Source organism: Cupriavidus sp. KK10, assembly GCF_018223725.1.
Taxonomy (GTDB): Bacteria; Pseudomonadota; Gammaproteobacteria; order Burkholderiales; family Burkholderiaceae; genus Cupriavidus; species Cupriavidus necator.
This window is the reverse complement of the sequence record NZ_CP073677.1, coordinates 5,521,283-5,547,931: the sequence shown is the minus strand read 5'-3', so window position 1 is coordinate 5,547,931 and position 26,649 is coordinate 5,521,283. Positions and strand designations below refer to the sequence as shown.

Sequence of the window (26,649 nt, the reverse complement as noted above, 5' to 3'; positions counted from 1 at the left end):
ATCGCTGCAGGAATGCCCATGAACGCCCAACCCGATGCGGCGCCAGTGCCGCTTGAGCCCTCTGAAGTCGTTGCCGCGCTGTGGCGCGATGCCGGCCTGCCCGCCGAGGCGCTGGCGCACCTGAAGCTGGACGGCGCCGAGCCGGTGCTGCCGTCGAGCTTTGCCGTGGGCACCGCCGCCCAGGCCAGCCTTGGCGCCGCGGCGCTGGCGGCCGCCGCGTTGTGGCACAGCCGCACCGGCCGCTGGCAGGACGTCAGCGTCGACATGCGCCATGCCATCACCGAATTCCGCAGCGAACGCTACCTGCGCGTCGACGGCGGCCCCGCGCCCGAACTGTGGGACAAGCTGGCCGGCATCTACCGCTGCGGCGACGGCCGCTGGGTGCGCCTGCATACCAATTTCCCGCACCACCGCGACGGCGTGGTGCGCTTGCTGGGCTGCGCCAATGACAAGGCAGCCGTGCAGGCCGCGCTGGACAAGCGAGACGCCGAAGCCTTCGAGACCGCGGCGTCCGACGCGGGCCTGGTCGTTGCGGCATTGCGCAGCTTTGAGGAATGGGACCGCCATCCGCAGGCGGCCGCCTTGCGCGGCCTGCCGCCAGTGACGCTGGAGCGCATCGGCGACGCCCCGCCGCAACCGCTGCCGGCGCCCGCATCCCCGGACGCGCAGCCGCTGTCGGGCGTGCGCGTGCTCGATTTCACCCGCATCATCGCTGGCCCGGTGGCGGGCCGCACGCTGGCCGCGCATGGCGCCGACGTGCTGCTGGTCACCGCCTCGCACCTGCCGTCGATCCCGCCGCTGGTGATCGACACCGGCCGCGGCAAGCGCAGCTGCCAGCTGGACCTGCGCGATCCGGACGACAAGCGCACGCTGCACAAGCTGCTGCACGGTGCCGACGTGATGGTGCAGGGCTATCGCCCCGGCGGCCTGGCCGAGCTGGGGGTGGGGCCGGAGGCCGCGGCGCGCGCGCGTCCGGGCATCGTCTATGTGTCGCTGAGCGCCTATGGCCACGTCGGGCCGTGGTCGCACAAGCGCGGCTTCGATTCGCTGGTGCAGACCGCCACCGGCTTCAATGATGCCGAAGCGCAGGCGGCCGGCAGCGACACACCGCGTCCGTTGCCGGCGCAGGTGCTGGACCACGCCGCGGGCTACCTGCTGGCCTTCGGCGCGATGGCCGCGCTGCACCGGCGCGCGGTGGAGGGCGGCAGCGCGGGTGTCGCTGGCGCAGGTGGGGCAGTGGCTGCGCGGCCTGGGGCGCGTGCCGGACGGGCCCAAGGCGCCCGAGCAGAAGATCGACGACGTGGCCGACCTGCTGGAGGCGGTGCCGTCGGGCTTCGGCATGCTGACTGTGGTGCGCCATGCGGCGCATCTGTCGGAAACGCCGGCGCGCTGGACCTTGCCGTCCGAGCCGCTCGGCACGCACGCGCCGGAGTGGCTGCCGCGCGGTTAGTAGAGCGTGGTGCGCTGCCGCTCGGGCAGGTCGCGGTCGTAGGCGGCGCCGTCGATGGCGTTGTCGGTCAGCGTGGACAGGATCTCGCCGTTGCTGGGCAGCGACTGGCGCGCCACCTGCGCATCCGCTGCCCACAGGCGCGAGCGGATCAGCGCGCGGGCGCACTGGAAGAACACTGCCTGCACCGTGACCACCAGCACCGTGGTCGGGGCCTTGCCGTCGACCACGCAACGCGCGACCAGCGCCGGGTCGACGCTGATCTGCGCGGTGCCGTTGACGCGGATGGTCTCGTTGATGCCGGGGATCACGAACAGCAGCCCGACGCGCGGATCGGCAACGATATTGCGCAGGCTGTCGATGCGGTTGTTGACAGGCCGAGCCCGTGCCCGGATCCTCGGCCACGCCGCCGCCCTGCTTGGTGAAGAAGTAGCGCGACAGCACGCGGCCGGGCCGTTCCGGGTCGAAGGCAAAGACGTAGGCGGTCTTGCGGCCCAGGCTGCTCTGCGGCCAGATCTGCAGGCGCGCGCTGTCGGGATTGGCGCGGCGCACGGCATCGGTGCTGCGCACTGCCACCAGCAGCTGATCGGCGCCGGTGTCGACCCACATCGGCGACACCAGCAGATCGCGTTCCTGCAGGCCGAGCAGGCTGGCCATGTCGGCATCGGGCAGGCCGGCCGGCGCGGTCTTCGGCTTGCCGTTGTGAGGGGCGGTGAAGGTCCAGACATCGCCCTGCGCGGTCACCGGCACCACGCCCGCCGGGAACTCCAGCGTCAGCGCGTCGCCGGTGCCGGTCAGTTCGCGCACCACGTGCGCGGTGCCCAGCGTCGGATGGCCGGCGAAGCGCATCTCATAGCCCGGCGTGAAGATGCGCACCCGCGCGCTGGCACGCTCCGACGGCAGGATAAAGGTGGTCTCCGACAGGTTGAACTGCAGCGCCAGCGCCTGCATGGTGGCATTGTCCATGCCGCGCGCATCCTCGAACACGCACAGCGGATTGCCACCGAAGGTGGATTCGGCAAAGACGTTGAGCAGGCGGAAAGCGTAGGTGGTCATGGCGCGGGGGGCTCCGGAGGCTGGTGGGTCACCAGTGTACGGAGCGGGCGCGGACACACCATGCACAGTTGGGCCGATCGCGGGCGGGCCAGTTGCGGACAATTCTGCCGCACCATGAAAAACGCCCGGGCGGACCCGGGCGTATCGCTGGCGCAGGCAACTGAGTCAGCCGGCTCAGAACCCCACCGCCTGGCCATCGCGCCGGCTGTCGCTGGCCGCGACATAGCCGTGCTCGGCATCGTCCGACAGGCGCCAGATGAACTGGCCCGAGCCAAAGTCCATGTACGGATCGTCCACCGACTTGAGCTGGTGGCCGCGCGCCTTCAGGCCCTCGACCGTGGCCGGGTCCATGGTGCTTTCCACATCCAGCGTGAAGTCGCGGTTGACTTTCCAGCGCGGCGCGCAGCACGCGGCCTGCGGCTGCTGGTTGTAATCCAGCATGCGCACCACGGTCTGCAGGTGGCCCTGCGGCTGCATGTCGCCGCCCATCACGCCGAAGCTCATCACCGGCTGGCCGTCCTTGGTCAGGAAGGCCGGGATGATGGTGTGGAACGGACGCTTGCCGCCCGCGACCACGTTGGCCGACTTCGGATCCATCGAGAAGCCCACGCCGCGGTTCTGCAGGCTGATGCCGGTGCCCGGCACCACCACGCCCGAGCCGAAGCCCATGTAGTTGGACTGGATGAACGAGATCATCATGCCGTTCTCGTCGGCGGCGGTCAGGTAGATGGTGCCGCCGACCTTGGGCATGCCAAAGTTGAAATGCGTGGCGCGCTGCATGTCGATCAGCTTCGCGCGCGACTTCAGGTACGCGTCATCGAGCATTTCTTCCGGCGTGACCTCCATGCTGCGCGGGTCGGCCACGTAGCGGTAGAGGTCGGCAAAGGCCAGCTTCATTGCCTCGATCTGCAGGTGCTGCGAGTCGACCGAATCCACCGGGATCGACGACATGTCGAACTGGTCCAGGATGCCCAGCGCGATCAGCGCGGCAATGCCCTGGCCGTTGGGCGGGATCTCGTGCAGCTCGTAGCCGCGGTAGGACTTGCTGATCGGCTTGACCCAGTCGGGGCGGTAGTTGCGCAGATCATCGAGCGTCATGGCGCCGCCGCACTGCTGGCTGAAGGCGGCAATCTGCTCGGCGATCTCGCCTTCGTAGTAGGCGCGGCCACGGGTCGCGCCGATCTTGCGCAGGGTTTCGGCGGCAGCCTTCATGGTGAACTTCTCGCCCACGGCGGGGGCGCGGCCATTGGGCATAAAGGTCTCGGCATAGCCGGGCTGGTCCTTCAGCTCAGGCACCGCGGCGGCCCACTTGTGCGCCACCACCGGCGGCACGGCATAGCCGCGCTCGGCGATCTCGATCGCCGGCTCCATCAGGTCGGCGAACGGCAGCTTGCCGAAGCGCTCATGCAGCGCGGCCCAACCGGCGACCACGCCGGGCACGGTGACCGAGTCCCAGCCGCGGATCGGGCGGTTGGCCAGGCCGTTGGCATCGGTGCCGTATTTGTTCTTGAAGTACTCCGGGCTCCACGCCGCCGGGGCCACGCCCGATGAGTTCAGGCCGTGCAGTTCCTTGCCGTCCCACAGGATGGCAAAGGCATCGCTGCCCAGGCCGCACGACACCGGCTCGACGATGGTGATTGCGGCGGCCGCGGCGATGGCGGCATCGACCGCATTGCCGCCCTTGAGCAGCATGCGCAGGCCGGCCTGCGCGGCCAGCGGGTGCGAGGTGGAGACCACGTTGCGCGCAAACAGCGGGATGCGCACGGAGGGGTAGGGGTTGGTCCAGTTGAAGTTCTGCATGCTTGTCTGTGTCCTTGTGCTTGGGCGCTCAGCGGCCCTTATTCTGCCGTGATCTTGCGATCCTTGATCAGCTTGCCCCAGCGCGCGCTGTCCTTCTTCACCATCGCGGCGAACTGCGCCGGCGTGCCGCCGACCGGCTCGGCGCCCAGCTTGCCCAGGCGTTCCTTGACCTCGGGCGACTGGATGGCCTTGTTGAATTCTGCATTCAGGCGGTTGACGATATCCGCCGGCAGGCCCTTGGGGCCATAGATGCCGAACCAGGTATCGGACTCGAAGCCGGGCAGGCCCGACTCACTCGCCGTGGGGATTTCCGGCGCCAGCGGCGAGCGCTTGGCGCTGGTCACCGCCAGTGCCTTGAGCTTGCCGTCCTTCACATGCGGCAGGCCCGACACGATGCTGTCGAATAGCACCTGCACCTTGCCCGAGATCAGGTCCGGCACGGCCAGCGCGGTGCCGCGGTAGGGAATGTGGGTGATGAACACGCCCGCCTGCGCCTTGAAGGCCTCAGCGGTCAGATGCACCACGGTGCCGTTGCCGCTGGAGGCGTAGTTCAGTTCGCCGGGATGCTTCTTGGCGTAGTCGATCAGCTCGCGCACGTTCTTCGCCGGCAGGCTGTTCGGCACCACCAGCAGGTTGGTGGCGATCGCCACCTGGCTGACCGGGGTGAAGTCGGTCTCGGTGTTGTACGGCAGGCGGGTGTTGATATACGGCCCGATCGAATGCGTGCTGGTGGTGGCGATCAGCAGCGTATAGCCATCGGGCGCAGCCTTGGCGGCCATGTCCGAGCCGATCGCGCCGCCGGCGCCGGGGCGGTTGTCGACCACGATCTGCTGGCCCATGCTGGTGCCCACCTTCTGCGCGATGGCGCGTGCCAGCAGGTCGGTCGCGCCGCTGGCCGGGAAGGGCACGATCAGGCGGATCGGCTTGCTGGGATAGGTGTCGGCCAGTGCGGGCGTGGCGGCCAGGCAAAGCCCGCAGCCAAGGCCGATGCCGAAGCGGCGCAGCCAGGATTTCATACTTGTCTCCGGTGTCAGGCGATTGGCCCCGATTCATGAGCCGGTCTTCATTATTCCGTGCTGCCGGTCACAAAGAAAGCTAATATTTCTTTCCAATGTCACAAGGAAATCTTAAGAATCGCGCCTTGCCGGCATATGCCTGACTCTTCTCTTGTGTGCACCGATGAGCACTGTCCGCTTTCTCCGTACCTTCGTTGCCGTGGCCGAGCACGGCTCCTTTGCCGCCGCCGCCGGCCAGGTGGCACTGACCCAGGCCGCCGTCAGCCTGCAGATGCGCGCACTGGAGACCGAGCTGCGCCGCGAGCTGTTCGACCGCAACGGCCGCGTGGCCGTGCTCAATGCCGACGGCCGCGCGCTGCTGCCGCAGGCGCGGCGCATGCTGGCGCTGTATGACGAGATGCGGTTGCCGCTGGCCTCGGACCAGGCCATGGCGGGCGCGGTGGCGGTGGGTGCGGTGGTGTCGGTGATGGGCGGGCTGTCACATGCGGTAGCGCATATGAAGCGCACTTATCCTGCGCTCGACGTGCGCCTGGTCGGCGCCAAGTCGATCGAGCTGGCGGCGCAGGTCGAGGCCGGCGAGCTGGATGCCGCCATCCTGGTCGAGGGCGCCGCGCGCGTGCCCGGCACGCTGCGCTGGACGCCGCTGTACCAGGAGCCGCTGGTGGCGATCGCGGCACGCGGCAGCCCGGGCCGCGATGCGCGCGAGGCGCTTGCCACCAATCCCTACCTGCGCTTCGACCGCAGCCAGCGCACCGGCGTGCTGGTCGAGCGCGCGCTGCGCCGCGCGCACCTGAAGGTCAACGAGTTCCTTGAACTGAACGCGATCGAGGCGCTGGTGGAGCTGGTGCGGCAGGAAGTCGGCGTGACCGTGGTGCCGCTGCTGCGCCGCGCGCGCTGGCGCGACGACGAGGCGCTGCGCATCCTGCCGCTGCTGGTCAACGGCGAGCCGGTGATGCGTCACATCGGCATGCTGGAACGGCGCGACCACGGGCGCGGGCAGGTGACCGCGGCGGTACGGGCGGCCTGCAGCGAGCTGTTCGGCGCCTAGTGCGGGTTGCGTCCACGCCATAACCGGGATCTATCGGGAGGATAGTCAGAAACGCATTCTCCTGGCGCTCAGCTGTGCATATATTTGGGTTGCGGACTGCCGCTGCCGCGGCCGCATTGCCATGGGGCGGCGCCCGACGCTACCGCGTCGGAGCATGCCCAGCGCGCCGGCAGTCATCAGCCGGCATGCTTTTGAAGGAGATTCCCGGCGTGGATCCGCAAGATCCGCCGGAGCGGGATCGCTGATGCAACAACGACCCCCCGCGCCATCGCTGCAGGTGTGTTCAGTACGTCCCACAAGGAGAGAACGCATGTCAAACGAAGCAAAGTGTCCCGTCACCCATACCGCTGGCGGCGGTACGACCAATCGCGACTGGTGGCCAAAGCAACTGCGCCTGGACCTGCTCAGCCAGCATTCCAGCAAGTCCAACCCGCTGGGGGCGGACTTCAACTATGCGCAAGCCTTCAAGAGCCTCGACCTGGCGGCGGTGAAGAAGGACCTGGCGGCGCTGATGACTGAATCGCAGGACTGGTGGCCGGCGGACTTCGGCCACTACGGCCCGCTGCTCATCCGCATGGCCTGGCATAGTGCCGGCACGTACCGCATTGGCGATGGCCGTGGCGGCGGTGGGCGCGGCCAGCAGCGTTTCGCGCCGATCAACAGCTGGCCGGACAACGTTAGCCTGGACAAGGCGCGCCGCCTGCTATGGCCGATCAAGCAGAAGTACGGCCAGAAGATCTCCTGGGCCGACCTGATGATCTTGAGCGGCAACGTCGCGCTCGAGACCATGGGCTTCAAGACCTTCGGCTTCGGCGGTGGCCGCGAAGACACCTGGGAGCCGGACCTGGATGTGTACTGGGGCAATGAAAAGACCTGGCTGGGCGGTGACTTTCGCTACGGCAAGGGTGCCGCCGGCAAGTACGACGACGAGGGCGTGATCGTCGCCGACGAGGAAATGCATGGCGCCGAGGCCAGCCGCACCGACCAGGAACGCAACCTGGAGAACCCGCTGGCCGCCGTGCAGATGGGCCTGATCTATGTGAACCCGGAAGGCCCGGAAGGCAACCCTGACCCGCTCGCCGCGGCGCACGATATCCGCGAAACCTTTGCGCGCATGGCCATGGACGACGAGGAGACCGTCGCGCTGATTGCCGGCGGGCATGCCTTCGGCAAGACGCACGGTGCCGGTCCCGCCGGGGACAACATCGGGGCCGAGCCCGAGGGCGCCGACCTTGAAAACCAGGGCCTGGGATGGTCAAGCACCTTTGGCACCGGCAAGGGCGTCGACACCATCACCAGTGGGCTGGAGGTGACCTGGAGCAATACGCCGACAAAGTGGGGCAACAGCTATCTGGAGAATCTGTTCGGCCACGAATGGGAGCTGACCAAGAGTCCCGCCGGTGCCAACCAGTGGGTGGCCAAGGATGGCGGGGAAACCATTCCGCACGCTTACGATCCGTCGAAGAAGCTGCGGCCAACGATGCTGACCACGGATCTTTCGCTGCGTCTGGACCCGGTTTACGAGAAGATCTCGCGGCGCTTCCTGGAGAATCCTGACCAGCTCGCCGATGCCTTTGCCCGCGCCTGGTTCAAGCTGACCCACCGCGACATGGGCCCACGCGCCCGCTACCTCGGCCCGGAAGTGCCGGCCGAAGAGCTGATCTGGCAGGATCCCATCCCGGCGGTCGACCATCCGCTGGTCAACGAGCAGGACATCGCCGCGCTCAAGCAGAAGATCTTGGCGTCGGGGCTGCCGGTCTCGCAACTGGTGCAGACCGCCTGGGCCTCGGCCTCCAGCTTCCGCGGTTCGGACAAGCGTGGTGGCGCCAATGGGGCGCGCATCCGCCTGGCGCCGCAGAAGGACTGGGCAGCCAACGAACCCGAGAAGCTGGCCAAGGTGCTGAAGGTGCTCGAAGGGATCCAGGCTGAGTTCAATGGTGCGCAGTCCGGCGGCAAGAAAATTTCGCTCGCCGACCTGATCGTGCTGGCCGGCGGTGCCGGGATCGAGCAGGCGGCGCAGAAGGCCGGCCATCGCGTGACCGTACCATTCACGCCGGGCCGCATGGACGCCTCGCAGGAACAGACCGACGTGCAATCGGTCGGTGCGCTCGAGCCGAAGGCAGACGGCTTCCGCAACTTCCTCAAGCAGAAGTACAGCATCCCGGCGGAGGCGCTGCTGATCGACAAGGCGCAATTGCTGACCCTGACCGCGCCCGAGATGACGGTGCTGATCGGCGGGCTGCGCGTGCTGAACGTCCATACCGGGCAGGATGCGCATGGCGTCTTCACCGACCGGCCGGAAACGCTGACCAACGACTTCTTCCGCAACCTGCTCGACATGCGCACGGAATGGAAGCCGCTGTCGGAAGCCCGCGACGTGTTCGAGGGGCTTGACCGCAAGACCGGTGCGAAGAAGTGGACCGGTACCCGGGTCGATCTGGTGTTCGGTTCGCATGCCCAGTTGCGGGCGCTTTGCGAGGTCTACGCAAGCGAGGACGCGCAGGAGAAGTTTGTCCGGGACTTCGTCGCCGCTTGGGTCAAGGTGATGAACCTCGACCGGTTCGACGTCGCTTGAGCGGTCGCCGGGTCCCGTCAGGGCTGTCATTGCCCTGACGGGGCCGGGTCCGCGAGGTGAGCGAAGATTCTTCGCCGGTCAGCGTGGCCGGCGGCGGCAGCTTTTTGCCATCCGCGCGTGAGCGGCTTGGCGAAGCGATTGCCAACGCAAAGAAAAGCGGCCGGCAAGCGCCGGCCGCGTGGCCTGCCAAGGCATGCCCGGTCTACATCATCCTGTGCGCAAAATGCCCGCGCCGCGCGTCGGCCATCAGGTCGAGGAACTGCCCGGTGCTCATGTGCACCAGTTCCTGGTGGTCGCCCGCCTCGAAGTAGACGTCGGGGTGCGTCAGCAGGCTGTCGTCGAGCCAGGTCTGCGTGCCGTACGCCATGCCAACCGGCGGGATCGCGCCGTGGTCGCAGTCGCGGAACACTTCGCGCACGCCATCCTCATGCGCCAGCGACAGCTTGCGGCCGGTCTGCTCGCAGATCTCCGACAGTTTCAGGTGGTGAGTCGAAGGAATCACGACTGCGACGTAGCCGCTGCCGTCTTCCAGCAGGACGGTCTTGGCCAATCGGTCTCCGGGAATGTGTGCGGCCTGCGCAGTGGCCATGCTGCTGAGGCTGTAGGGGTGCCGAACGGTGTCGAACTGGCTCTGCTTCTTGCTCAGGCATCTCGCCAGCGTGGTAGACATGGTCATGATTTCAACCTCCGACGCGCGCAGCGCGACCGTTGTCCGAGTCCTATCAATATAGGTTGTCGGGGGGCGGGTGGCGGTGGGGCGGAACCAGCCATAACGTAGTCGGCAAGCACAAAAAAAGGGCACCTTGCGGTGCCCTTAGTGTGTTGTGCCGCCAGCCCTGGGGCCGACGATATTCCCTGCTTATTCTTCCTGGAACGCTTCCTCGCGCTTGGACTTGATCGACGGCATTGCCACGACCAGCACCAGCACCGCAGCCGCGATCAGCAGACCAAGCGACAGCGGACGGGTCACGAACACGCTGAAGTCACCGCGCGACAGCAGCAGCGAACGGCGGAAGTTCTCTTCCATCATCGGCCCCAGCACGAAGCCGAGCAGCAGCGGCGCGGGTTCGCACTTGAGCTTGATGAACAGGTAGCCGATCACGCCGAAGGCCGCGGTCTGGAACACGTCGAAGGTGGTGTTCTGGACCGAGTACACGCCGATGCAGCAGAACGTCAGGATGGCCGGGTACAGGTAGCGGTAAGGCACCTTCAGCAGCTTTACCCAGATGCCGATCAGCGGCAGGTTCAGCACGATCAGCATGAAGTTGCCGATCCACATCGAAGCGATCAGGCCCCAGAACAGCGCCGGGTTGCTGGTCATCACCTGCGGACCGGGCTGGATGTTGTGGATGGTCATCGCACCGACCATCAGCGCCATCACGGCATTGGGCGGAATGCCCAGCGTCAGCAGCGGGATGAACGAAGTCTGTGCCGCGGCGTTGTTGGCCGATTCCGGACCCGCCACGCCTTCGATCGCACCCTTGCCGAATTCATGCGAGTACTTCGAGGTCTTCTTTTCCAGCGAGTAGGCTGCAAACGAAGCGAGCGCCGCACCGCCGCCGGGCAGGATACCCAGTGCCGAACCCAGTATCGTGCCGCGCAGCACGGCCGGGATCATGCGCTTGAAGTCTTCCTTGGTCGGGAACAGGTTGGTGATGTGGTCGGTGAAGGTTTCGCGATGTTCCTTCTGCTCCAGGTTCGCGATGATTTCCGCGAAGCCGAACACACCCATTGCCACCGAGACGAAGTTCAGGCCGTCGGTCAGTTCAGGCACGTCGAACGAGAAGCGCGCGGCGCCCGAGTTCACGTCGGTACCGACCAGGCCCAGCAGCAGGCCCAGCACGATCATGGCGATGGCCTTGACCAGCGAACCCGAAGCCAGCACCACGGCGCCGATCAGGCCCAGCACCATCAGCGAGAAGTATTCGGCGGGGCCGAACTTGAAGGCCAGTTCCGACAGCGGCGCGGCAAAGGCGGCGAGGATCAGGGTGGCCACGCAGCCGGCGAAGAACGAGCCTAGGCCCGCTGTCGCTAGCGCCACCCCCGCTCGCCCTCGTCTTGCCATCTGGTAACCATCGATGGTTGTCACCACCGAGGACGATTCACCAGGCAGGTTCACCAGGATGGCGGTGGTCGAGCCGCCGTACTGGGCGCCGTAGTAGATACCGGCCAGCATGATCAGCGCGGCCACCGGCGGCAGCGTGTAGGTCACCGGCAGCAGCATGGCGATGGTGGCCAGCGGCCCCAGGCCCGGCAGCACGCCGATCAGGGTACCCAGCACGCAGCCCAGGAAGGCGTACGCGAGGTTCTGGAAGGTCAGGGCGGTGGAAAAGCCCAGACCCAGGTTGGCGAGTAGTTCCATGTTGGCGGCCTCCTTAGCTTGCCAGGAAAGCCGGCCACACCGGCATCTGCAGGTTGATGCCGTACACGAACGCGCCCAGGCTGATCAGCACCAGGATGATCGAGTTGAGGATGGCGCCCTTCCAGCTGAACTCGTGGCTGGCCATCGACGACACCAGCACCAGCACCAGCACCGACAGCACCATGCCCAGCGGCTTGAGCAGCAGGCCGAACAGCACCACCGAACCGAGGATCCACAGCAGCGTCTTGATGTCCCAGCGGGCGAGGTTGTCTTCTTCCATCTTGGAAGACAGCGAACCCCACAGCACCAGCGCGCCCAGCAGGGCGAGCACAATGCCAAGCCAGAACGGGAAGTATCCCGGTCCCATTTTTGCGGCGGTTCCCATGGAATAGCCGCGTGCGACCCAGGAAAAGCCGAATCCGACCAGAATAAACAGCAGGCCGGAGGCGAAGTCCTTTTGGCTACGTATGCGCAAAGTGAATCTCCTCGATAAGACACATGAAATCTGTGGCGGGTCCCTTGCTGCACTGCATGAATGCAGGCCGTGGGCGGGGCCCTCCCGCGGGCAGGGTGGAAGTTAAGGGGACGACCTTTCAGCTACCTTTCAGATGTCTGCAAACAGGGTCATGCTGAGGGTATCCCCTAGTGAATTAGCGCTTAAAAGCACTGCCGAGCCAGGCTGGAGGCGGCCTGGCGGCCAAAGCGCCCGGCTGTGGCGGGGCCGCTGCGCTATCATCCGGGGCGTTCTTCCGCCGCACGGCCGAAGACTGGCTGAAAGGTTCCGCAACGGGACCACAATGCAACGCAAGGAGCGGTTTGGAGAGCATCGACCACGTCATCCTGATCGGCGCCGTCGTGATGTCGCTGGGCATCGTGCTGGGCGCCTTTTCGGCACGCCTGGGCGTGCCGTTCCTGCTGGTCTTCCTGGCCGTGGGCATGCTGGCCGGCGTGGACGGCCCGGGCGGCATCCGCTTCTCCGACACCTGGCTCAGCTTCCTGGTCGGCAACCTGGCGCTGGCGGTGATCCTGCTCGATGGCGGGCTGCGCACGCGCTTTGCCACCTTCAGGGTGGCGCTGAAGCCTTCGCTGTCGCTGGCGACCGTGGGGGTGCTGGTGACGGCAGCGCTGGTCGGCGTGTTCGCCGCGTGGCTGCTGGGCATCGACTGGCGGCTCGGGCTGCTGCTTGGCGCCATCGTCGGCTCGACCGACGCGGCCGCGGTGTTCTCGATGCTCAATAGCAGCGGCATCCGGCTGAAGGACCGGGTGGCGAGCGTGCTCGAGATCGAGTCGGGCATCAACGACCCGATGGCGATCTTCCTGACCCTGACACTGATCGAATGGCTGACCGCGCCTGACGGTCTGACGCCGCTGGGCCTGGTCACGCGGCTGCTGGTGCAGTTCGGCGTGGGCGGGCTGCTCGGCCTGGCGCTCGGCTATTGCCTGGCCCGCGTGCTGGAGCGCATCCGCGTGGCCGAAGGGCTGCAGGCGATCCTGCTGTGCTCGGGCGGCGCGATGGTGTTCGCGCTCGTGCAGAGCGCCGGCGGCAGCGGTTTCCTGGCGGTGTACCTGACCGGCATGCTGATCGGCAACCGCGAGCGCGCGGTGACGTCGGACACCATGCGCGCCATGGACGGCATGGCCTGGCTGGCGCAGTCGGCCATGTTCCTGCTGCTGGGCCTGCTGGTGGCGCCGCACCGGATCTGGGAGGTGGCCGGCCCGGCCGTGGCCGTGGCGGCCTTCCTGATGCTGGTGGCGCGGCCGGTGGCGGTGTGGCTGGCGCTGCTGCCGTTCCGCTTCAATGCGCGTGAGACCGGCTTTATCGCCTGGATGGGCCTGCGCGGCGCGGTGCCGATCGTACTGGCGCTGTTTCCGCTGCTGCGCGAGGTGCCGCAAGCGGGGCTGCTGTTCCGCATCGCCTTTGCCGTGGTGCTGGCCAGCCTGCTGTTCCAGGGCACCACGGTGTCGGTGGCCGCGCGCCTGGCGCGGGTGCGGCGCCCCGGCTACCCCGAGCCGCTGGCGCGTTCGCGCCTGCGCGGCACGCGCGCGCCGATCCTGGAGGTGATGCAGTTCGAGGTGGGGCCCAATGCGCCGGTGGAGAACGTGCGCGCCGACCAGCTGGAGCTGCCGCCGCGCTGCCGGCTGCTGACGGTGGCGCGCGACGATGCGCTGGCGGCGCTGGACCAGACCGTGCTGCGCGCCGGCGACAGCGTCTCGGTGCTGGCGCCGGTGACGACCCTGCCGATGCTGTCGGCGCTGTTCCAGGCGCTGGGCCGCGCGCCCACCTGGGAGCAGGCCTCGCATGATTTCCTGTTGTCGGGCGATGCGCTGCTGCGCGATGTGGCGGTGCTGTACGGCACGCGCGCGCTGACGCCGCAAGAAGCGCCGCTGACGCTGGAGGCTGCCATGCTACGAGCGTTCACCTCGCCGCCGGTGGAGGGCGACAGCGTCGAGATCGCCGGCCTGCCGCTGACGGTGACGCGCATGGAGGGCGCGCAAATCCTGCAGGTGGGGCTGTTGCTGCCGCGGCTGGAGGGGGATTCGGGCGGGCGGCTATGGCCGCGGCGGAAAAAGGATGGCGGCGCGCGCAGTGGCGAGGGCGCCGAAGCGGAGTAGGAACAAGAAAGGCGGCCATGGCCGCCTTTTTCGCTAGTCCACCTTCGCCCCGGACACCTTCACGATCTGCGCGTATTTCTTCAGTTCGCGCTGGATCAGCGCCGCGAACTGCTCGGGTGTGGTCGGTGCCGGCTGTGCGCCGATGCGGGCCAGGCGTGCCTTCATCTCGTCGGTCTTCAGGATTGCCACGATCTCATGGTTAAGCCGCTCGACGATCTCGCGCGGGGTGTTGGCCGGCGCGAACACGCCGAACCACGTCGAGATGTCGAAGCCTTCCAGGCCCAGCCCCTTGCCGGCTTCCGCAATGGTCGGCAGTTCCGGGAAGGCCGCGGCGCGGCTGGCAGTGGTGACCGCAAAGGCCTTCAGCTTGCCCGCCTTGATATTGGCCGAGGCCGAAGCCAGGTTGTCGAAGATCAGGTCGGTCTGGCCCGACAGCACCGACAGCTGCGCCGGCGACGCGCCGTTGTACGGGATATGGACCATGCTGATCTTCGCCATGCTCTTGAACAGCTCGCCCGACAGGTGGCCGGCGCTGCCGTTGCCGCCCGAGGCGTAGTCCAGCTTGCCCGGGTTCTTGCGCGCGTACGCGACCAGGTCGCGCAGGTTGTTGATGTGCAGCTCGGCGGCCTTGCCCGGGTGCATCACCAGCACGTTAGGCACGTCGGCCACCAGCGTGATCGGCGCGAAGTCCTTGACGGGGTCGTACGGCATCTTGCTGAACAGCGTCGGGTTGATGGCGTGCGTGGCCACCGCGCCCATGACGATGGTGTAGCCGTCGGCCGGCTGCTTGGCGACGTAGTCCGCGCCCAGGTTGCCGCCCGCGCCGGGCTTGTTCTCGACCACCACCGGCTGGCCCAGGCTGTCGCGCAGCTTCTCGCCGATGGCGCGCGCGACGGTGTCGAGCGGGCCGCCGGCGGGGTAGGGCACCACGAAGCGGACCGGCTTGGTCGGGTAGGCATTGGTGGCCGCCACGGCGGCGGCGGGCAGCAGGGCCGCGGTCAGCGCGGCGGCAAGCAGTTTCTTCAGCATGTCTCGGACTTCAGGGGGATTGGAATATTTATCTGGCGCCGATGCCCCGCGCCATCATGACCGCGCACAGCGGCAGCAGGATCAGCAGGTGGGCTTCGATCATCACCCAGCGGCGGGCGGCCTTCAGCTCGGACGGCGGCGGCACGTAATCCAGCAGCCGGCGCGCCTGCTTGCGCCAGCGCGCGATGGCAAAGGTCGGCGGCAGCGAGCACAGCGCGATCAGCACGAACACACCCACCTTGGCGTGGAACCACGGGTTGTGCAGGTAGAAGTCAACGCCCTTGGCGCCGTAGAACAGGCGCAGCAGGCCGGTGCCCAGCACCACCATCGCCGACAGGAAATAGAACAGGTCGTACAGCGACAGGCGCCGCACCGCGGCTGGCGTGATTTCCGGGCGCAACACCACCGCCTCGGCAGCCATCAGGGTGATCAGGACGAAGATCGCAAGGAAATGCAGGAAAGCCAGTATGGCGTCGGTCAGCATGGGTTCTCCTTTGCCTTTGCTTCAGTGGGGACTGAACTGCTTCGGGAAGGCACCGGCGGCAGGCCAGGACACCAGGGCCGGCCGCCGGCAGGAGGAGAATCTTACAGCACACCCTTTGCACGCAGTGCTTCGATCTGCTCAGGGCTGTAGCCCAGCGTGTCGGCCAGCACCGTGTCGGTGTGCTCGCCCAGCAGCGGCGGGTGGCGCAGCGCCTGCGGCGGCGTGGCGCTCATCTTGATCGGGCTGCCCACCAGCTTGACCTCGCCGGCGCTGGGGTGGGGCAGGTCCACGCGCAGGCCGCGCGCCTTGACCTGGTCGTCCTCGAACACGTCGTCGAGGGTGTTGATCGGGCCGCACGGCACGCCGGCGGCCTCCAGGTCGCGGATCCATTGGGCGCGGGTGCGCGGGCGCACCATCTCGGCCAGGATTGGCACCAGCACGTCGCGGTTGGCCACGCGCTGCGGGTTGGTGGCAAAGCGCGGGTCGTCGGCCAGCTCGGGCTTGCCGCCGTCGGTGACGAACTTGCGGAACTGCCCGTCGTTGCCCACCGCCACGATGATCCAGCCATCGGCGGCCTGGAAGGTCTGGTAGGGGACGATATTGGGGTGCGCATTGCCCCAGCGGCGCGGCGCCTCGCCGCTGGCCAGGTAGTTGGTGTTCATGTTGGCCAGCATCGCCACCTGCACGTCCAGCAGCGCCATGTCGATGTACTGGCCCTCGCCGGTGCGGTCGCGGTGCGCCAGCGCCGCCAGCACGGCGATGGTGGCGTACTGGCCGGTCATCAGGTCGGAAATGGCCACGCCGGCCTTCTGCGGGCCGCCGCCAGGCAGGTCGTCGCGCTCGCCGGTCAGGCTCATGAAGCCGCCCATGCCCTGGATGATGAAGTCGTAGCCGGGGCGTGCGGCGTACGGGCCGGTCTGGCCGAAGCCGGTGACCGAGCAGTAGATCAGGTCGGGTTTGACCTGCCTGAGCGTCTCGTAGTCCAGGCCGTACTTCCTGAGCTGGCCGACCTTGTAGTTCTCCAGCACCACATCGCTCTGCGCCGCCAGCTCGCGCACGATCTGCTGGCCTTCCGGCGTGCTGATGTCACAGGTCACCGAGCGCTTGTTGCGGTTGGCGGCCAGGTAGTAGGCGGCTTCGGCGGTGTCGCGGCCGTCCTCGTCCTTGAGCCAGGGCGGGCCCCAGGTGCGGGTGTCGTCGCCGGCGCCGGGGCGCTCGATCTTGATCACGTCGGCGCCGAAATCGGCAAGGTTCTGGGCGCACCACGGCCCGGCGAGAACGCGGGTCAGGTCGAGGACGCGGAGATGGCTTAAAGCTCCCATGGCGGTAGTCAGTGCAGTGGGTAAGGCGGGGGATCGGTCGGAACAGCGCGAGGTCGGCGCGCCCCTGCAAACAGAGGCCGGCGCGGGTTGGCTGCACTGTACCACCGGCAAATCGCCGGTGCGGCTTTGAGTGCTTTAGGGGGCTCTTTCGGCGATGGGATTTGGGCGATAGCCGGCCGGCTCCGCGGCGCCATGCCTGGCGTGCCCGGCAGGCTGCCTTGCCCGTATAATCAACGGTTTGCAAATCCCATACTGATTCGTCGCGCCCGGCCACGCCAGGGCAAGCGTCCGCCATCCCATGAAAGTCTCAGACATTCGCAGCAAGTTCCTGCAGTTCTTCGAATCGAAGGGCCATACCGTGGTCCGCTCGTCCAGCCTGGTGCCGGCGAACGACCCGACGCTGCTGTTCACCAACTCCGGCATGGTGCAGTTCAAGGACGTGTTCCTGGGCACCGACAAGCGCCCGTACACCCGCGCCACGTCGGCGCAGCGCTCGGTGCGCGCCGGCGGCAAGCACAATGACCTGGAGAACGTGGGCTACACCGCGCGCCACCATACGTTCTTCGAGATGCTGGGCAACTTCTCGTTTGGCGACTACTTCAAGCGCGATGCCATCCTGTACGCGTGGGAACTGCTGACCAAGACCTACCAGCTGCCGGCTGAAAAGCTGTGGGTGACGGTCTACGCGGAAGACGACGAGGCCTACGACATCTGGGCCAAGGAAGTGGGCGTGCCGGCCGAGCGCATCGTGCGCATCGGCGACAACAAAGGCGCGCGCTACGCGTCGGACAATTTCTGGCAGATGGCCGACACCGGCCCGTGCGGCCCGTGCTCGGAGATCTTCTACGACCACGGCCCGGACGTGTGGGGCGGCCCCCCCGGATCGCCCGAGGAAGACGGCGACCGCTACATCGAGGTCTGGAACCTGGTGTTCATGCAGTTCAACCGTGACGAGCAGGGCAACATGACGCCATTGCCCAAGCCGTGCGTGGACACCGGCATGGGCCTGGAGCGCATTGCCGCGGTGCTGCAGCACGTGCACAGCAACTATGAGATCGACCTGTTCCAGGCACTGATCAAGGCCGCCGCGCGTGAAACGCATATCGACAACCTGAACCAGAACTCGCTCAAGGTCATTGCCGACCATATCCGCGCGTGCTCGTTCCTGATCGTCGATGGCGTGATCCCCGGCAACGAAGGCCGCGGCTACGTGCTGCGCCGGATCATCCGCCGCGCCATCCGCCACGGCTACAAGCTGGGCCAGAAGACCCCGTTCTTCCACAAGATGGTGGCCGATCTGGTCGAGCAGATGGGCCAGGCCTATCCCGAGCTGGCCGAGGCGCAGTCGCGCGTGACCGAAGTGCTGAAGGCCGAGGAAGAGCGCTTCTTCGAGACCATCGAGAACGGCATGTCGATCCTGGACGCCGCGCTGGCCGACCTGAAGCTCAAGGGTGGCAAGACGCTGGACGGCGAACTCGCATTCAAGCTGCACGACACCTTCGGCTTCCCGCTGGACCTGACGCAGGACGTGTGCCGCGAGCAGGAAATCGGCGTGGACGAGGCCGCCTTCGACGCGGCCATGAACCGCCAGCGCGAGCAGGCGCGCGCCGCCGGCAAGTTCAAGATGGCCGCCGGCCTGGAGTACACCGGCGACAAGACCGTGTTCCATGGCTACGAGAAGCTGGAACTGCCGCAGGCCAAGGTCACCGCGCTATATGTGGACGGCGCCGCGGTCGACGCCATGCAGCCGGGCCAGACTGGCGTGGTAGTGCTCGACAACACCCCGTTCTACGCCGAATCCGGCGGCCAGGCCGGTGACCAGGGCGTGCTGAAGGCAGGCAATGCTGTCTTCACCGTGGCTGACACGACCAAGATCCAGGCCGACGTGTTTGGCCACCAGGGCACGCTGCAAAGCGGCGCGCTCAAGGTGGGCGACGCCGTGTCGGCCCAGGTCGACGCGCAGCGCCGTGCGCGCACCGTGCGCAACCACTCGGCCACCCACCTGATGCACAAGGCCCTGCGTGAAGTGCTGGGCAGCCACGTGCAGCAGAAGGGCTCGCTGGTGGATGCGGACAAGACCCGCTTCGACTTCTCACACAACGCGGCGCTGACCGACGAGCAGATCCGCCGCGTGGAAGAGATTGTCAACGCCGAGATCCTGCGCAACGACGACACGCACGCCGAGATCATGCCGTTCGACGACGCGGTCAAGAGCGGCGCGATGGCACTGTTCGGCGAGAAGTATGCCGACGACGTGCGCGTGCTGTCGATCGGCACCTCGAAGGAACTGTGCGGCGGCACCCACGTGCACCGCACCGGCGATATCGGCCTGTTCAAGATCGTGGTGGAAGGCGGCGTTGCCGCCGGCATCCGCCGCGTCGAAGCCATTACCGGCGACAACGCGCTGCACTACCTGCAGGGCCTGGATGCCAGGCTGAACGAAGCCGCCGCCGTGCTGAAGGCCCAGCCGTCCGAGCTGGTGCCGCGCATCGGCCAGGTGCAGGACCAGGTGCGCGCGCTGGAGAAGGAGCTGGAACGCCTGAAGAGCAAGCTGGCCGCCTCGCAGGGCGACGAGCTGGCCGCGCAGGCGGTCGACATCAAGGGCCTGAAGGTGCTGGCCGCGCAACTGGACGGCGCCGACGTCAAGACCCTGCGCGAGACCATGGACAAGCTCAAGGACAAGCTGCAGAGCGCGGCCATTGTGCTGGGTGCGGTGTCCGACGGCAAGGTCAGCCTGATCGCTGGCGTCACGGCCGATGCCACGGGCAAGGTCAAGGCTGGCGAGCTGGTCAACTTTGTCGCCCAGCAGGTGGGCGGCAAGGGTGGTGGCCGTCCCGACATGGCACAGGCTGGCGGCACCGAGCCGGCCAAGCTGCCGCAGGCGCTGGCAGGTGTCAGCGAGTGGGTGGCGGGCAAGATCTGACTGGCTGAGGGGGGCGACCCTCTCAGGCCCGGCAACTGCTAATGGCGCTTCGGCGCCATTTTCTATGGGCGCTCGTCGCCGGGCGGCTTGCCGGCGAGCCGGTTGAGAATGTCGATCGGCAGCGGGAAGACGATGGTAGAGCTCTTGTCCCCGGCAATCTGTGTCAGCGTCTGCAGGTAGCGCAGTTGCATGGCCTGCGGTTCGCGCGCCAGCATCTGGGCCGCTTCAAGCAGCTTCACCGAAGCCTGCAGTTCGCCCTCGGCATGGATCACCTTGGCGCGCCGCTCGCGTTCGGCCTCGGCCTGCCGCGCAATCGCGCGGATCATGGTTTCGTTCAGGTCGACATGCTTGATCTCGACGTTCGAGACCTTGATGCCCCAGCCGTCGGTCTGGGCGTCCAGCGCCTGCTGGATGTCCAGATTCAGCTTCTCGCGCTCCGCCAGCATCTCGTCCAGTTCGTGCTTGCCCAGCACCGAGCGCAGCGTGGTCTGCGCCAGTTGGCTGGTGGCTTCCAGGAAGTTCGCCACCTGGATGATGGCGCGCTCCGGATCGACCACGCGGAAGTACACCACCGCATTGACCTTCACCGAGACGTTGTCGCGCGAAATCACGTCCTGCGGCGGCACGTCCATCACCACCGTGCGCAGATCCACCCTGACCATCTGCTGCACGGCGGGGATCAGCAGCACCAGGCCCGGGCCCTTGACCCGCCAGAAGCGTCCGAGCATGAACACCACGCCGCGTTCGTATTCGCGCAGCACGCGGAACGAGGTGATCACCAGCAGTGCCAGCAGGAAGATCACACCGCCGAAGCTGAATCCGTAGGCCATGGTCAGGCTCCCTTGTCTGGCGTCGTTTGGGATGGGGGGGGCGGAGCAAGGGGGGCGTTGCCGGCCGCGATGACTTCAAGCACCAGGCCGTTGCGCGCGGTGACAACCACCGGCGTGCCGCGCGGCAAAGGGCTGGCGCTGTGCACGCGCCAGGTCTCGCCGCGCACCGAGGCCCAGCCTTCTTCGCGCAGGTCGTCCAGCACTTCGCCCCGCATGCCGACCAGCGCCTCGGCGCCGCTGACCACCGGGCGCTTGCGCGCGCGCACCAGCATCGCCGACATGCCAAACACAAAGATCGCGGACAATGCCGACATGGCCGCCACCATCGGCAGCGGCACGCCGAAGCCCGGCACGTCGGTTTCGATCAGCATCACCGCGCCAAAGGCGAAGGCGATGATGCCGCCCACGCCCAATGCGCCGAAAGTCGGCAGGAACAGCTCCGCCACCATGCAGCCGATGCCCAGCGCCACCAGCGCCAGCCCGGCGTAGTTCACGGGCAGCATATGCAGCGCGAACAGCGCCACCAGCAGGCAGATCGCACCGGCCACGCCGGGCACCACCATGCCCGGCGTGGAGAACTCGAAGATCAGGCCGTAGATGCCGATCATCATCAGCAGCAGCGCCACGCTGGGCTCGGTGATCACGGCCAGGAAGCGGTTGCGCCAGTCGGGTTCCAGCGTCACCACCGGCGCATTGGCAGTGCGCAGCACGCTGGCCTTGCCGCCGGCAGCGGTGATCGTGCGGCCTTCAACCTGGCGCAACAGCGCGGGCAGGTCGGGGGCGACCAGGTCGACCACGCGCTGGGCCAGGGCCTCGTCAGCGGACAGGCTGACCGACTCGCGCACGGCGCGCTCAGCCCATTCAGCGTTGCGTCCGCGCAGCTGCGCCAGGCCGCGGATATAGGCCGAGGCGTCGTGCATCTGCTTGCGCGCCATGGTGTCGCCCGCTGCGGGCTCGCTGGCGGGGGCCGAGGCGGGCTTGGCGCCAGGCAGGGCCTCGGGCTTCTGCGGCCCGCCAATGCCGACCTGCACCGGGGTGGCCGCGCCCAGGTTGGTGCCCGGCGCCATCGCCGCGATATGGCTGGCGTAGAGGATGTAGGTGCCGGCGCTGGCCGCGCGCGCGCCGCCGGGATAGACATAGCTGGCCACCGGCACCGGCGAGGCCAGGATGGCCTGGATGATCTCGCGCATCGACGCGTCCAGCCCGCCCGGGGTGTCCATTTCCAGCACCACCAGCTGAGCGCCGCCCGCGCGCGCGCGTTCCATGCTGCGCAGGATAAAGCTGGCGCTGGCGGGGCTGACCGCACCCTTGAGCGGAATCACGTAGACCGGCGCGGTTGCCGTGGTCGTGACCGTGGCGGCGGGCGCCGAGGCGCCGGAGGGCGGTCCCGCACGGGCGCCTGGACCGGCGAGGGCGGCGAGCGCGGCGCACACCATGGCCAGGCCGGCCAGCAGCCGGCCGGACATCGGCCGAAGGACCCGCAGCAGCGCGGTGGCAGGTTTCATGAGGGGGGCGGGGCACGCGAGGTGCCGTGATGGCGCCACTTCAAGTGTAGGCCACCGGGCACATCTTGCACGCGGGCTGCCTCGGGCCCCCGCGCCAGGCGCTCAGGCCGCCGCCAGGTCGGGCCTGGCCGAGGGGCCGGGTGATTCGGTGGTGAGGGTGTCGATCAGCGCATGCAGGGCCGCGCTGGCCATGGACGGATGCCAGGCCAGCAGCGTGCGCACGCGGCCGGCCGCGCCCAGGCTGTGCTGGCGGATGGCGGGCAGGTCGCGGTACAGCCCCAGCACCGAGCGGGGCACGATCGCCGCACCGATGCCGGCTGCCACGCAGGCGACGATGGCATGGTACGAGCTCAGTTGCAGCACGCGCGGCGTCGGCGCATCGCCGATCACATACCAGTTCTCCAGCCGGGCGCGGTAGTTGCAGCCGGGCTCGAACGCCAGCAGCGTCGGCACCTCCAGGTCGGCCGCGGTGTGTACCGGGCGATGGCGATCGCGCGTGATCACCACCAGCTCTTCCTCGAACACCGGGACCGCGCTCAGCCCCGGGTCGGTCAGTGGCTCGGCGACAAAGGCGCATTCCACCTCGAAGCGTGCCAGCGCATCCAGCGCCTGGCGCGTGGCCAGCGTCACCAGCTCCAGCTGCACGTCGGGCCAGGCCTGGTGGTACGCGGCCAGCACATTGGGCAGGCGGCTGGCGGCGGTGCTCTCCATCGAGGCAATGCGCAGCCGGCCGTGCGGCCGCGCCGGCAGCACGGCCTGGCGTGCCTCTTCGGTCATGCTGAGGATGCGGCAGGCATAGTCGAACAGGGTCTGCCCAGATGGCGTCAGCACCATGCGCCGGCCGTCGCGCACGAACAGGTCGACCCCAAGCGATTGCTCCAGCTGGCGGATGCGCGTGGTGACATTGGACTGCACCCGGTGCAGCCGCTCGGCCGCACGGGTGATGCCGCCGGCTTCGACGACGGCGCGGAAGATTTCGAGGGCGGCAAGGTCCATGCGGGACTCCTGAGGCTATCCATCTCTTATCAAGATGCATGGCATCTTGATAATTCATTTTTGGGGATGATAAAGCCAGCGTAGCATACAGGCATCGCAATGCAACCGCTGCCCCCGCCAGCCCCAGCCATGCCGAACCCCCACAGCCTCGACCCTGAACACCCCGCCGCTGCGCGCCTGGCCACCCGGGCGTCGGCACGGCGCGAAGCCGGCGCGGTGGCGGTAGCCATGGCCGGCTTGGTGTCGCTGGCGGTGGTGATGGGCATCGGCCGCTTTGCCTTCACGCCGCTGCTGCCGATGATGCTGCATGACGGCACCGTCACGCTGCATCAGGGCGGCTGGCTGGCCACGGTCAACTACATTGGCTACTTCGCCGGCGCCGCCGTGTGCATGTTCATCCGGCCCGACGCGGTGCGCATGGTGCGCTGGGGCCTGGTCGCAACGGTGCTGCTGACGCTGGGCATGGCCCTGCCGGGCGGCATGCCGGCCTGGTCGCTGTGGCGCGCCGCCGCAGGCGTGGCCAGCGCAGTGGTGCTGGTCTACACCTCGGGCTGGTGCCTGCAGCGGCTGGCCGAACTGGGCAAGCCGGAACTCGCCGGGCTGATTTTCTGCGGGCCGGGGCTGGGCATTGTCGTCACCGGGCTCGGTGCATCCGGCATGGTGGGCGCGGGCTGGAACGCGGACTACGGCTGGCTCGCCTTCACGGCGCTGGCGGTGGTGCTGGTGGCGGCGGTCTGGCGGATCTTCGTCGCGGAGCCTGCGGTGGCGGCAGCGGCTGCACCGTCCCAGGCGGCAGCCGATACCGCCGCCGCGCGGCTCGATGCCCAGACCTGGGCGCTGACCTTTGCCTACGGCCTGGCCGGCTTCGGCTACATCATCACCGCGACCTTCCTGCCGGTGATTGCGCGCGAGGCGCTGCCCGGCACGGTCTGGGCCGACCTGTTCTGGCCAATCTTCGGCGCGGGCGTGGCGGTGGGCGCGTTCCTGGCCACGCGGGTCGGCATGGCGCACGACAACCGCAAGCTGCTGACGCTGCTGTACGGCATGCAGGCGCTGGGCGTGGCGATCGCGGTGGTGTTCCCCACCGTGGCCGGCTTTGCCCTGAGCAGCCTGCTGGCGGGGCTGCCGTTCACCGCGCTGGTGGCCTTTGCGATGCGCGAGGCGCGGCGCCTGTGGGGGCCGCACGTGGCGCGGCTGATGGGCCTGATGACGGCATCCTACGGCTTGGGCCAGATCGCCGGGCCGCCGCTGGCGACCGCGCTGGTGGCACGCACCGGGGGCTTCGCCAGTTCACTGGCGTGCGCGGCGGCGGCGCTGCTGCTCGGCGCGCTGGTGTTCGCCTGGATGCGCCGCGCCTGGCCGGCGGGGACCGCCCGGAGCTGATCGGCAAGGTGCGCTAAAGTATTGCCTTTGCCGCCAGGCGCGCCACGCGAGCGGCTGCCGCGCCCAGCGCGCAGCCCGTGGCGCGGCACAGAAGGCCGGGGCCGTACCCGGCACGCGAGACCGGGCGGCGCAGGAGCGACCCCATGTCTTTTGCCTTGCAGCCCGCGCGTGCCGCGGGTGCCCCCATCCAGCCCGTTTCCGCCGAAGAACAGCGCGTGCGCGTCGACCTTGCCGCCGCCTACCGCCTGGCCGCGCGCGAGGGCTGGGATGACCTGATCTACACCCATATCTCCGCCACGGTGCCGGGCGAGCCCGGCCACTTCCTGATCAATCCCTTCGGTTTTGCCTTCGACGAGATCCGCGCCAGCGACCTGGTCAAGATCAATGGCCGCGGCGAGGTCGTCGGCGAGACCGTGCATCCGGTCAATGTGACCGGCTTTGCGCTGCACGCCGCGGTGCATGCGGCACGCGCCGACGCGATGTGCGTGATGCACCTGCATAACACCGCCGGCATTGCCGTATCGGCACAGGCCGCCGGGCTGTTGCCGCTGTCGCAACATGCGATGCGCTTCCACGGCCGCATGGCCTATCACGACTACGAGGGCCTGGCCTTCACCCCGGCCGAAGGCGCGCGGCTGACCGCATCGCTGGGTGCGCATCCGGCCATGCTGTTGCGCAACCACGGCACGCTGACGGTGGGCCGCACCGTGGCCGAGGCCTATGTGCTGATGGCGACGCTGATCAAGGCCTGCGAGGTCCAGATTGCCGCGCAGGCGGGCGGTGCGCTGGTGCAGCCCGGCGCGGCCGTGGCGGACAAGACCTCTGAGCAGCTCTACGACAACGGCGCCGTCGAAGGCGTGATGGAGTGGCCCGCGCTGCTGCGCAAACTGGATAGAATCGATCCTTCATACCGGGACTGAGCGGGACTGGTTTCCCGCCGCGACTCAACCACATTCATCAAAGGAGCATTGCATGCCGACTTTCCACGTCGAAATGTTTGAGGGCCGTACCATCGAGCAGAAGCGCAAGTTTGTCGAGGAAGTGACCCGCGTCAGCTGCGAAACCCTGGGCTGCTCGGCCTCGGCCGTCGACATCATCATCACCGACATCAAGCGCGAGAACTGGGCCACCGGCGGCGAGCTTTGGGCCGACAAGAAGTGAAGTAAGGTTCCACGCAGCCCCACACTGAACACCATGCAGCACTTCGCCTCTGACAACTACGCCGGCTTCTGCCCCGAATCGCTCAAGTATTTCCTGGAAGCCAACGCGAGCGGCCACGAACAGGCCTATGGCGACGATACCTGGACGCAGAAGGTCTGCGACCGTATCCGCGAGCTGTTCCAGACCGATTGCGAAGTATTCTTCGTGTTCAACGGCACGGCGGCCAACTCGCTGGCGCTGTCGGCGCTGTGCCAGTCGTACCACTCGGTGATCTGCCACGAGCTGGCGCATATCGAGACCGATGAATGCGGCGGCCCGGAGTTCTTCTCCAACGGCTCCAAGCTGCTGACCGCGCCCGGCGCCGACGGGAAGCTCACGCCGGACGCGGTCGAGGCGCTGGTCACGCGCCGCTCCGATATCCATTACCCCAAGCCCAAGGTGGTGTCGCTGACGCAGTCGACTGAAGTTGGCACCGTCTACAGCGTGGAAGAGGTGCGCGCGATCGCCGCCATCGCCAAGCGCCGCCAGCTGCGCGTGCATATGGATGGCGCGCGCTTTGCCAATGCGGTGGCGTCGCTGGGCGTGCATCCGTCCGAGATCACCTGGCGCGCCGGCGTCGACGTGCTGTGCTTCGGCGGCACCAAGAACGGCCTGCCGGTGGGTGAGGCGGTGGTGTTCTTCGACCGCCGCCTGGCCGAGGACTTTGCCTACCGCGTCAAGCAGGCCGGGCAGCTGGCGTCGAAGATGCGCTTTATCTCCGCGCCGTGGCTGGGTTTGCTCGAGAACGACGTATGGCTCGCCAACGCGCGCCATGCCAATGCGATGGCGCAGTTGCTGCAGCAGCGCATCAGCGATATTCCGGGCGTTCGCATCATGTTCCCGACGCAGTCCAACGCCGTTTTCGCCGAGCTGCCGCTGCCCGCGATCGAGGCGCTGCGCGCCAGGGGCTGGCGCTTCTATACCTTTATCGGCGCTGGCGGCTGCCGTTTCATGTGTTCATGGGACCTGCAGCCGCAGACGGTTGAGGCGCTGGCCACCGATATGCGCACGGCGTGCGGCGCCTGACCGGCATCCCATACCTATAACGACGAGACCCCTT

Annotated in this window: 19 protein-coding genes and 3 pseudogenes; 9 read left to right on the top strand and 13 right to left on the bottom strand. The window is 67.8% G+C overall.

Translation table 11 applies throughout. From position 1 onward, the window contains the following. The first annotated feature begins 18 nt into the window (after positions 1 to 18). Positions 19 to 1,450, top strand: a pseudogene (locus tag KB879_RS25815) (CoA transferase). Here the strand turns inward: KB879_RS25815 and KB879_RS25810 are convergent. The 4 genes and pseudogenes from KB879_RS25810 to KB879_RS25795 form a co-directional block, all read right to left on the bottom strand. Then, positions 1,447 to 1,818, bottom strand: a pseudogene (locus tag KB879_RS25810) (pyridoxamine 5'-phosphate oxidase family protein); the annotation flags it as partial. The pseudogenes KB879_RS25815 and KB879_RS25810 overlap by 4 nt on opposite strands. Next, a pseudogene (locus tag KB879_RS25805) lies at positions 1,790 to 2,503 on the bottom strand (PhzF family phenazine biosynthesis protein); the annotation flags it as partial. The pseudogenes KB879_RS25810 and KB879_RS25805, both read right to left, overlap by 29 nt. Positions 2,504 to 2,677: 174 nt before the next feature. Beyond that, the gene (gene ggt / locus KB879_RS25800) at positions 2,678 to 4,303 is read right to left on the bottom strand and encodes a gamma-glutamyltransferase (protein WP_013957569.1); all 1,626 of its coding nucleotides are present in this window, start codon (positions 4,301 to 4,303) and stop codon (positions 2,678 to 2,680) included. A gap of 38 nt (positions 4,304 to 4,341) precedes the next feature. Continuing rightward, on the bottom strand, positions 4,342 to 5,319 hold the full coding sequence (locus KB879_RS25795) for a tripartite tricarboxylate transporter substrate binding protein (protein ID WP_013957568.1): 978 nt from the start codon (positions 5,317 to 5,319) through the stop codon (positions 4,342 to 4,344). Positions 5,320 to 5,482: 163 nt separating this feature from the next. On the opposite strand from KB879_RS25795, the gene KB879_RS25790 reads away from it, so the two are divergent. Continuing rightward, the gene (locus KB879_RS25790; protein WP_013957567.1) at positions 5,483 to 6,367 is read left to right on the top strand and encodes a LysR substrate-binding domain-containing protein; all 885 of its coding nucleotides are present in this window, start codon (positions 5,483 to 5,485) and stop codon (positions 6,365 to 6,367) included. 310 nt (positions 6,368 to 6,677) lie between these two features. Beyond that, the gene (gene katG, locus KB879_RS25785) at positions 6,678 to 8,942 is read left to right on the top strand and encodes a catalase/peroxidase HPI (protein WP_211980042.1); all 2,265 of its coding nucleotides are present in this window, start codon (positions 6,678 to 6,680) and stop codon (positions 8,940 to 8,942) included. 202 nt (positions 8,943 to 9,144) lie between these two features. On the opposite strand, the gene KB879_RS25780 is transcribed toward katG, so the two are convergent. From KB879_RS25780 to KB879_RS25770, 3 genes are all read right to left on the bottom strand, one after another. Beyond that, entirely contained in the window at positions 9,145 to 9,618 is a 474-nt protein-coding gene (locus tag KB879_RS25780) for an aminoacyl-tRNA deacylase (RefSeq protein WP_013957565.1), read from the bottom strand. 183 nt (positions 9,619 to 9,801) lie between these two features. After that, on the bottom strand, positions 9,802 to 11,304 hold the full coding sequence (locus KB879_RS25775; RefSeq protein WP_013957564.1) for a tripartite tricarboxylate transporter permease: 1,503 nt from the start codon (positions 11,302 to 11,304) through the stop codon (positions 9,802 to 9,804). Positions 11,305 to 11,317: 13 nt separating this feature from the next. After that, the gene (locus KB879_RS25770) at positions 11,318 to 11,779 is read right to left on the bottom strand and encodes a tripartite tricarboxylate transporter TctB family protein (protein WP_013957563.1); all 462 of its coding nucleotides are present in this window, start codon (positions 11,777 to 11,779) and stop codon (positions 11,318 to 11,320) included. A 341-nt stretch (positions 11,780 to 12,120) separates the two neighbouring features. Between KB879_RS25770 and KB879_RS25765 the strand changes: the two genes are divergently transcribed. Further along, positions 12,121 to 13,917, top strand: a complete 1,797-nt coding sequence (locus KB879_RS25765; RefSeq protein WP_013957562.1) for a potassium/proton antiporter — start codon at positions 12,121 to 12,123, stop codon at positions 13,915 to 13,917. A gap of 33 nt (positions 13,918 to 13,950) precedes the next feature. On the opposite strand, the gene KB879_RS25760 is transcribed toward KB879_RS25765, so the two are convergent. The 3 genes from KB879_RS25760 to KB879_RS25750 all read right to left on the bottom strand — a co-directional run bounded on the left by KB879_RS25760 (position 13,951) and on the right by KB879_RS25750 (position 16,752). After that, positions 13,951 to 14,946, bottom strand: coding sequence for a tripartite tricarboxylate transporter substrate binding protein (locus tag KB879_RS25760; RefSeq protein ID WP_013957561.1), 996 nt, complete (start codon positions 14,944 to 14,946; stop codon positions 13,951 to 13,953). A 28-nt stretch (positions 14,947 to 14,974) separates the two neighbouring features. Next, positions 14,975 to 15,430 carry a DUF2214 family protein gene (locus KB879_RS25755; RefSeq protein WP_211980040.1) on the bottom strand — a complete coding sequence of 152 codons (456 nt, stop codon included), beginning with the start codon at positions 15,428 to 15,430 and terminating at the stop codon, positions 14,975 to 14,977. Between the two features lie 101 nt (positions 15,431 to 15,531). Continuing rightward, positions 15,532 to 16,752: a CaiB/BaiF CoA-transferase family protein gene (locus KB879_RS25750; RefSeq protein WP_013957559.1), complete on the bottom strand. Its 1,221-nt coding sequence runs from the start codon at positions 16,750 to 16,752 to the stop codon at positions 15,532 to 15,534. 298 nt (positions 16,753 to 17,050) lie between these two features. Between KB879_RS25750 and alaS the strand changes: the two genes are divergently transcribed. Then, entirely contained in the window at positions 17,051 to 19,675 is a 2,625-nt protein-coding gene (gene alaS, locus KB879_RS25745) for an alanine--tRNA ligase (protein ID WP_013957558.1), read from the top strand. 62 nt (positions 19,676 to 19,737) lie between these two features. Here alaS and KB879_RS25740 read toward each other — a convergent pair whose 3' ends face one another. From KB879_RS25740 to KB879_RS25730, 3 genes are all read right to left on the bottom strand, one after another. Then, positions 19,738 to 20,505 (bottom strand): slipin family protein, encoded by a 768-nt coding sequence (locus tag KB879_RS25740; protein ID WP_013957557.1) that lies wholly within the window; start codon positions 20,503 to 20,505, stop codon positions 19,738 to 19,740. Positions 20,506 to 20,507: 2 nt separating this feature from the next. Next, entirely contained in the window at positions 20,508 to 22,010 is a 1,503-nt protein-coding gene (locus KB879_RS25735) for a nodulation protein NfeD (RefSeq protein ID WP_371827375.1), read from the bottom strand. Between the two features lie 102 nt (positions 22,011 to 22,112). Further along, positions 22,113 to 23,006 carry a LysR family transcriptional regulator gene (locus KB879_RS25730; RefSeq protein WP_211980038.1) on the bottom strand — a complete coding sequence of 298 codons (894 nt, stop codon included), beginning with the start codon at positions 23,004 to 23,006 and terminating at the stop codon, positions 22,113 to 22,115. A 129-nt stretch (positions 23,007 to 23,135) separates the two neighbouring features. On the opposite strand from KB879_RS25730, the gene KB879_RS25725 reads away from it, so the two are divergent. The 4 genes from KB879_RS25725 to KB879_RS25710 all read left to right on the top strand — a co-directional run bounded on the left by KB879_RS25725 (position 23,136) and on the right by KB879_RS25710 (position 26,615). Continuing rightward, positions 23,136 to 24,389 carry a YbfB/YjiJ family MFS transporter gene (locus KB879_RS25725; RefSeq protein ID WP_211980037.1) on the top strand — a complete coding sequence of 418 codons (1,254 nt, stop codon included), beginning with the start codon at positions 23,136 to 23,138 and terminating at the stop codon, positions 24,387 to 24,389. A gap of 143 nt (positions 24,390 to 24,532) precedes the next feature. Next, positions 24,533 to 25,309 carry a class II aldolase/adducin family protein gene (locus KB879_RS25720; RefSeq protein WP_211980036.1) on the top strand — a complete coding sequence of 259 codons (777 nt, stop codon included), beginning with the start codon at positions 24,533 to 24,535 and terminating at the stop codon, positions 25,307 to 25,309. Positions 25,310 to 25,361: 52 nt separating this feature from the next. Beyond that, positions 25,362 to 25,550 carry a 4-oxalocrotonate tautomerase gene (locus tag KB879_RS25715; RefSeq protein WP_010813672.1) on the top strand — a complete coding sequence of 63 codons (189 nt, stop codon included), beginning with the start codon at positions 25,362 to 25,364 and terminating at the stop codon, positions 25,548 to 25,550. Between the two features lie 33 nt (positions 25,551 to 25,583). Continuing rightward, on the top strand, positions 25,584 to 26,615 hold the full coding sequence (locus KB879_RS25710) for a low specificity L-threonine aldolase (protein WP_013957552.1): 1,032 nt from the start codon (positions 25,584 to 25,586) through the stop codon (positions 26,613 to 26,615). Positions 26,616 to 26,649: the final 34 nt, after the last annotated feature.

Bases quoted from the DNA above. Each gene is read 5' to 3' on its own strand.
- ggt (WP_013957569.1), bottom strand. From the start codon at position 4,303: ATGCAGAACTTCAACTGGACCAACCCCTACCCCTCCGTGCGCATCCCG.
- KB879_RS25795 (WP_013957568.1), bottom strand. From the start codon at position 5,319: ATGAAATCCTGGCTGCGCCGCTTCGGCATCGGCCTTGGCTGCGGGCTT.
- KB879_RS25790 (WP_013957567.1), top strand. From the start codon at position 5,483: ATGAGCACTGTCCGCTTTCTCCGTACCTTCGTTGCCGTGGCCGAGCAC.
- katG (WP_211980042.1), top strand. From the start codon at position 6,678: ATGTCAAACGAAGCAAAGTGTCCCGTCACCCATACCGCTGGCGGCGGT.
- KB879_RS25780 (WP_013957565.1), bottom strand. From the start codon at position 9,618: ATGACCATGTCTACCACGCTGGCGAGATGCCTGAGCAAGAAGCAGAGC.
- KB879_RS25775 (WP_013957564.1), bottom strand. From the start codon at position 11,304: ATGGAACTACTCGCCAACCTGGGTCTGGGCTTTTCCACCGCCCTGACC.
- KB879_RS25760 (WP_013957561.1), bottom strand. From the start codon at position 14,946: ATGCTGAAGAAACTGCTTGCCGCCGCGCTGACCGCGGCCCTGCTGCCC.
- KB879_RS25755 (WP_211980040.1), bottom strand. From the start codon at position 15,430: ATGCTGACCGACGCCATACTGGCTTTCCTGCATTTCCTTGCGATCTTC.
- KB879_RS25750 (WP_013957559.1), bottom strand. From the start codon at position 16,752: ATGGGAGCTTTAAGCCATCTCCGCGTCCTCGACCTGACCCGCGTTCTC.
- alaS (WP_013957558.1), top strand. From the start codon at position 17,051: ATGAAAGTCTCAGACATTCGCAGCAAGTTCCTGCAGTTCTTCGAATCG.
- KB879_RS25740 (WP_013957557.1), bottom strand. From the start codon at position 20,505: ATGGCCTACGGATTCAGCTTCGGCGGTGTGATCTTCCTGCTGGCACTG.
- KB879_RS25735 (WP_371827375.1), bottom strand. From the start codon at position 22,010: ATGAAACCTGCCACCGCGCTGCTGCGGGTCCTTCGGCCGATGTCCGGC.
- KB879_RS25730 (WP_211980038.1), bottom strand. From the start codon at position 23,006: ATGGACCTTGCCGCCCTCGAAATCTTCCGCGCCGTCGTCGAAGCCGGC.
- KB879_RS25725 (WP_211980037.1), top strand. From the start codon at position 23,136: ATGCCGAACCCCCACAGCCTCGACCCTGAACACCCCGCCGCTGCGCGC.
- KB879_RS25720 (WP_211980036.1), top strand. From the start codon at position 24,533: ATGTCTTTTGCCTTGCAGCCCGCGCGTGCCGCGGGTGCCCCCATCCAG.
- KB879_RS25715 (WP_010813672.1), top strand. From the start codon at position 25,362: ATGCCGACTTTCCACGTCGAAATGTTTGAGGGCCGTACCATCGAGCAG.
- KB879_RS25710 (WP_013957552.1), top strand. From the start codon at position 25,584: ATGCAGCACTTCGCCTCTGACAACTACGCCGGCTTCTGCCCCGAATCG.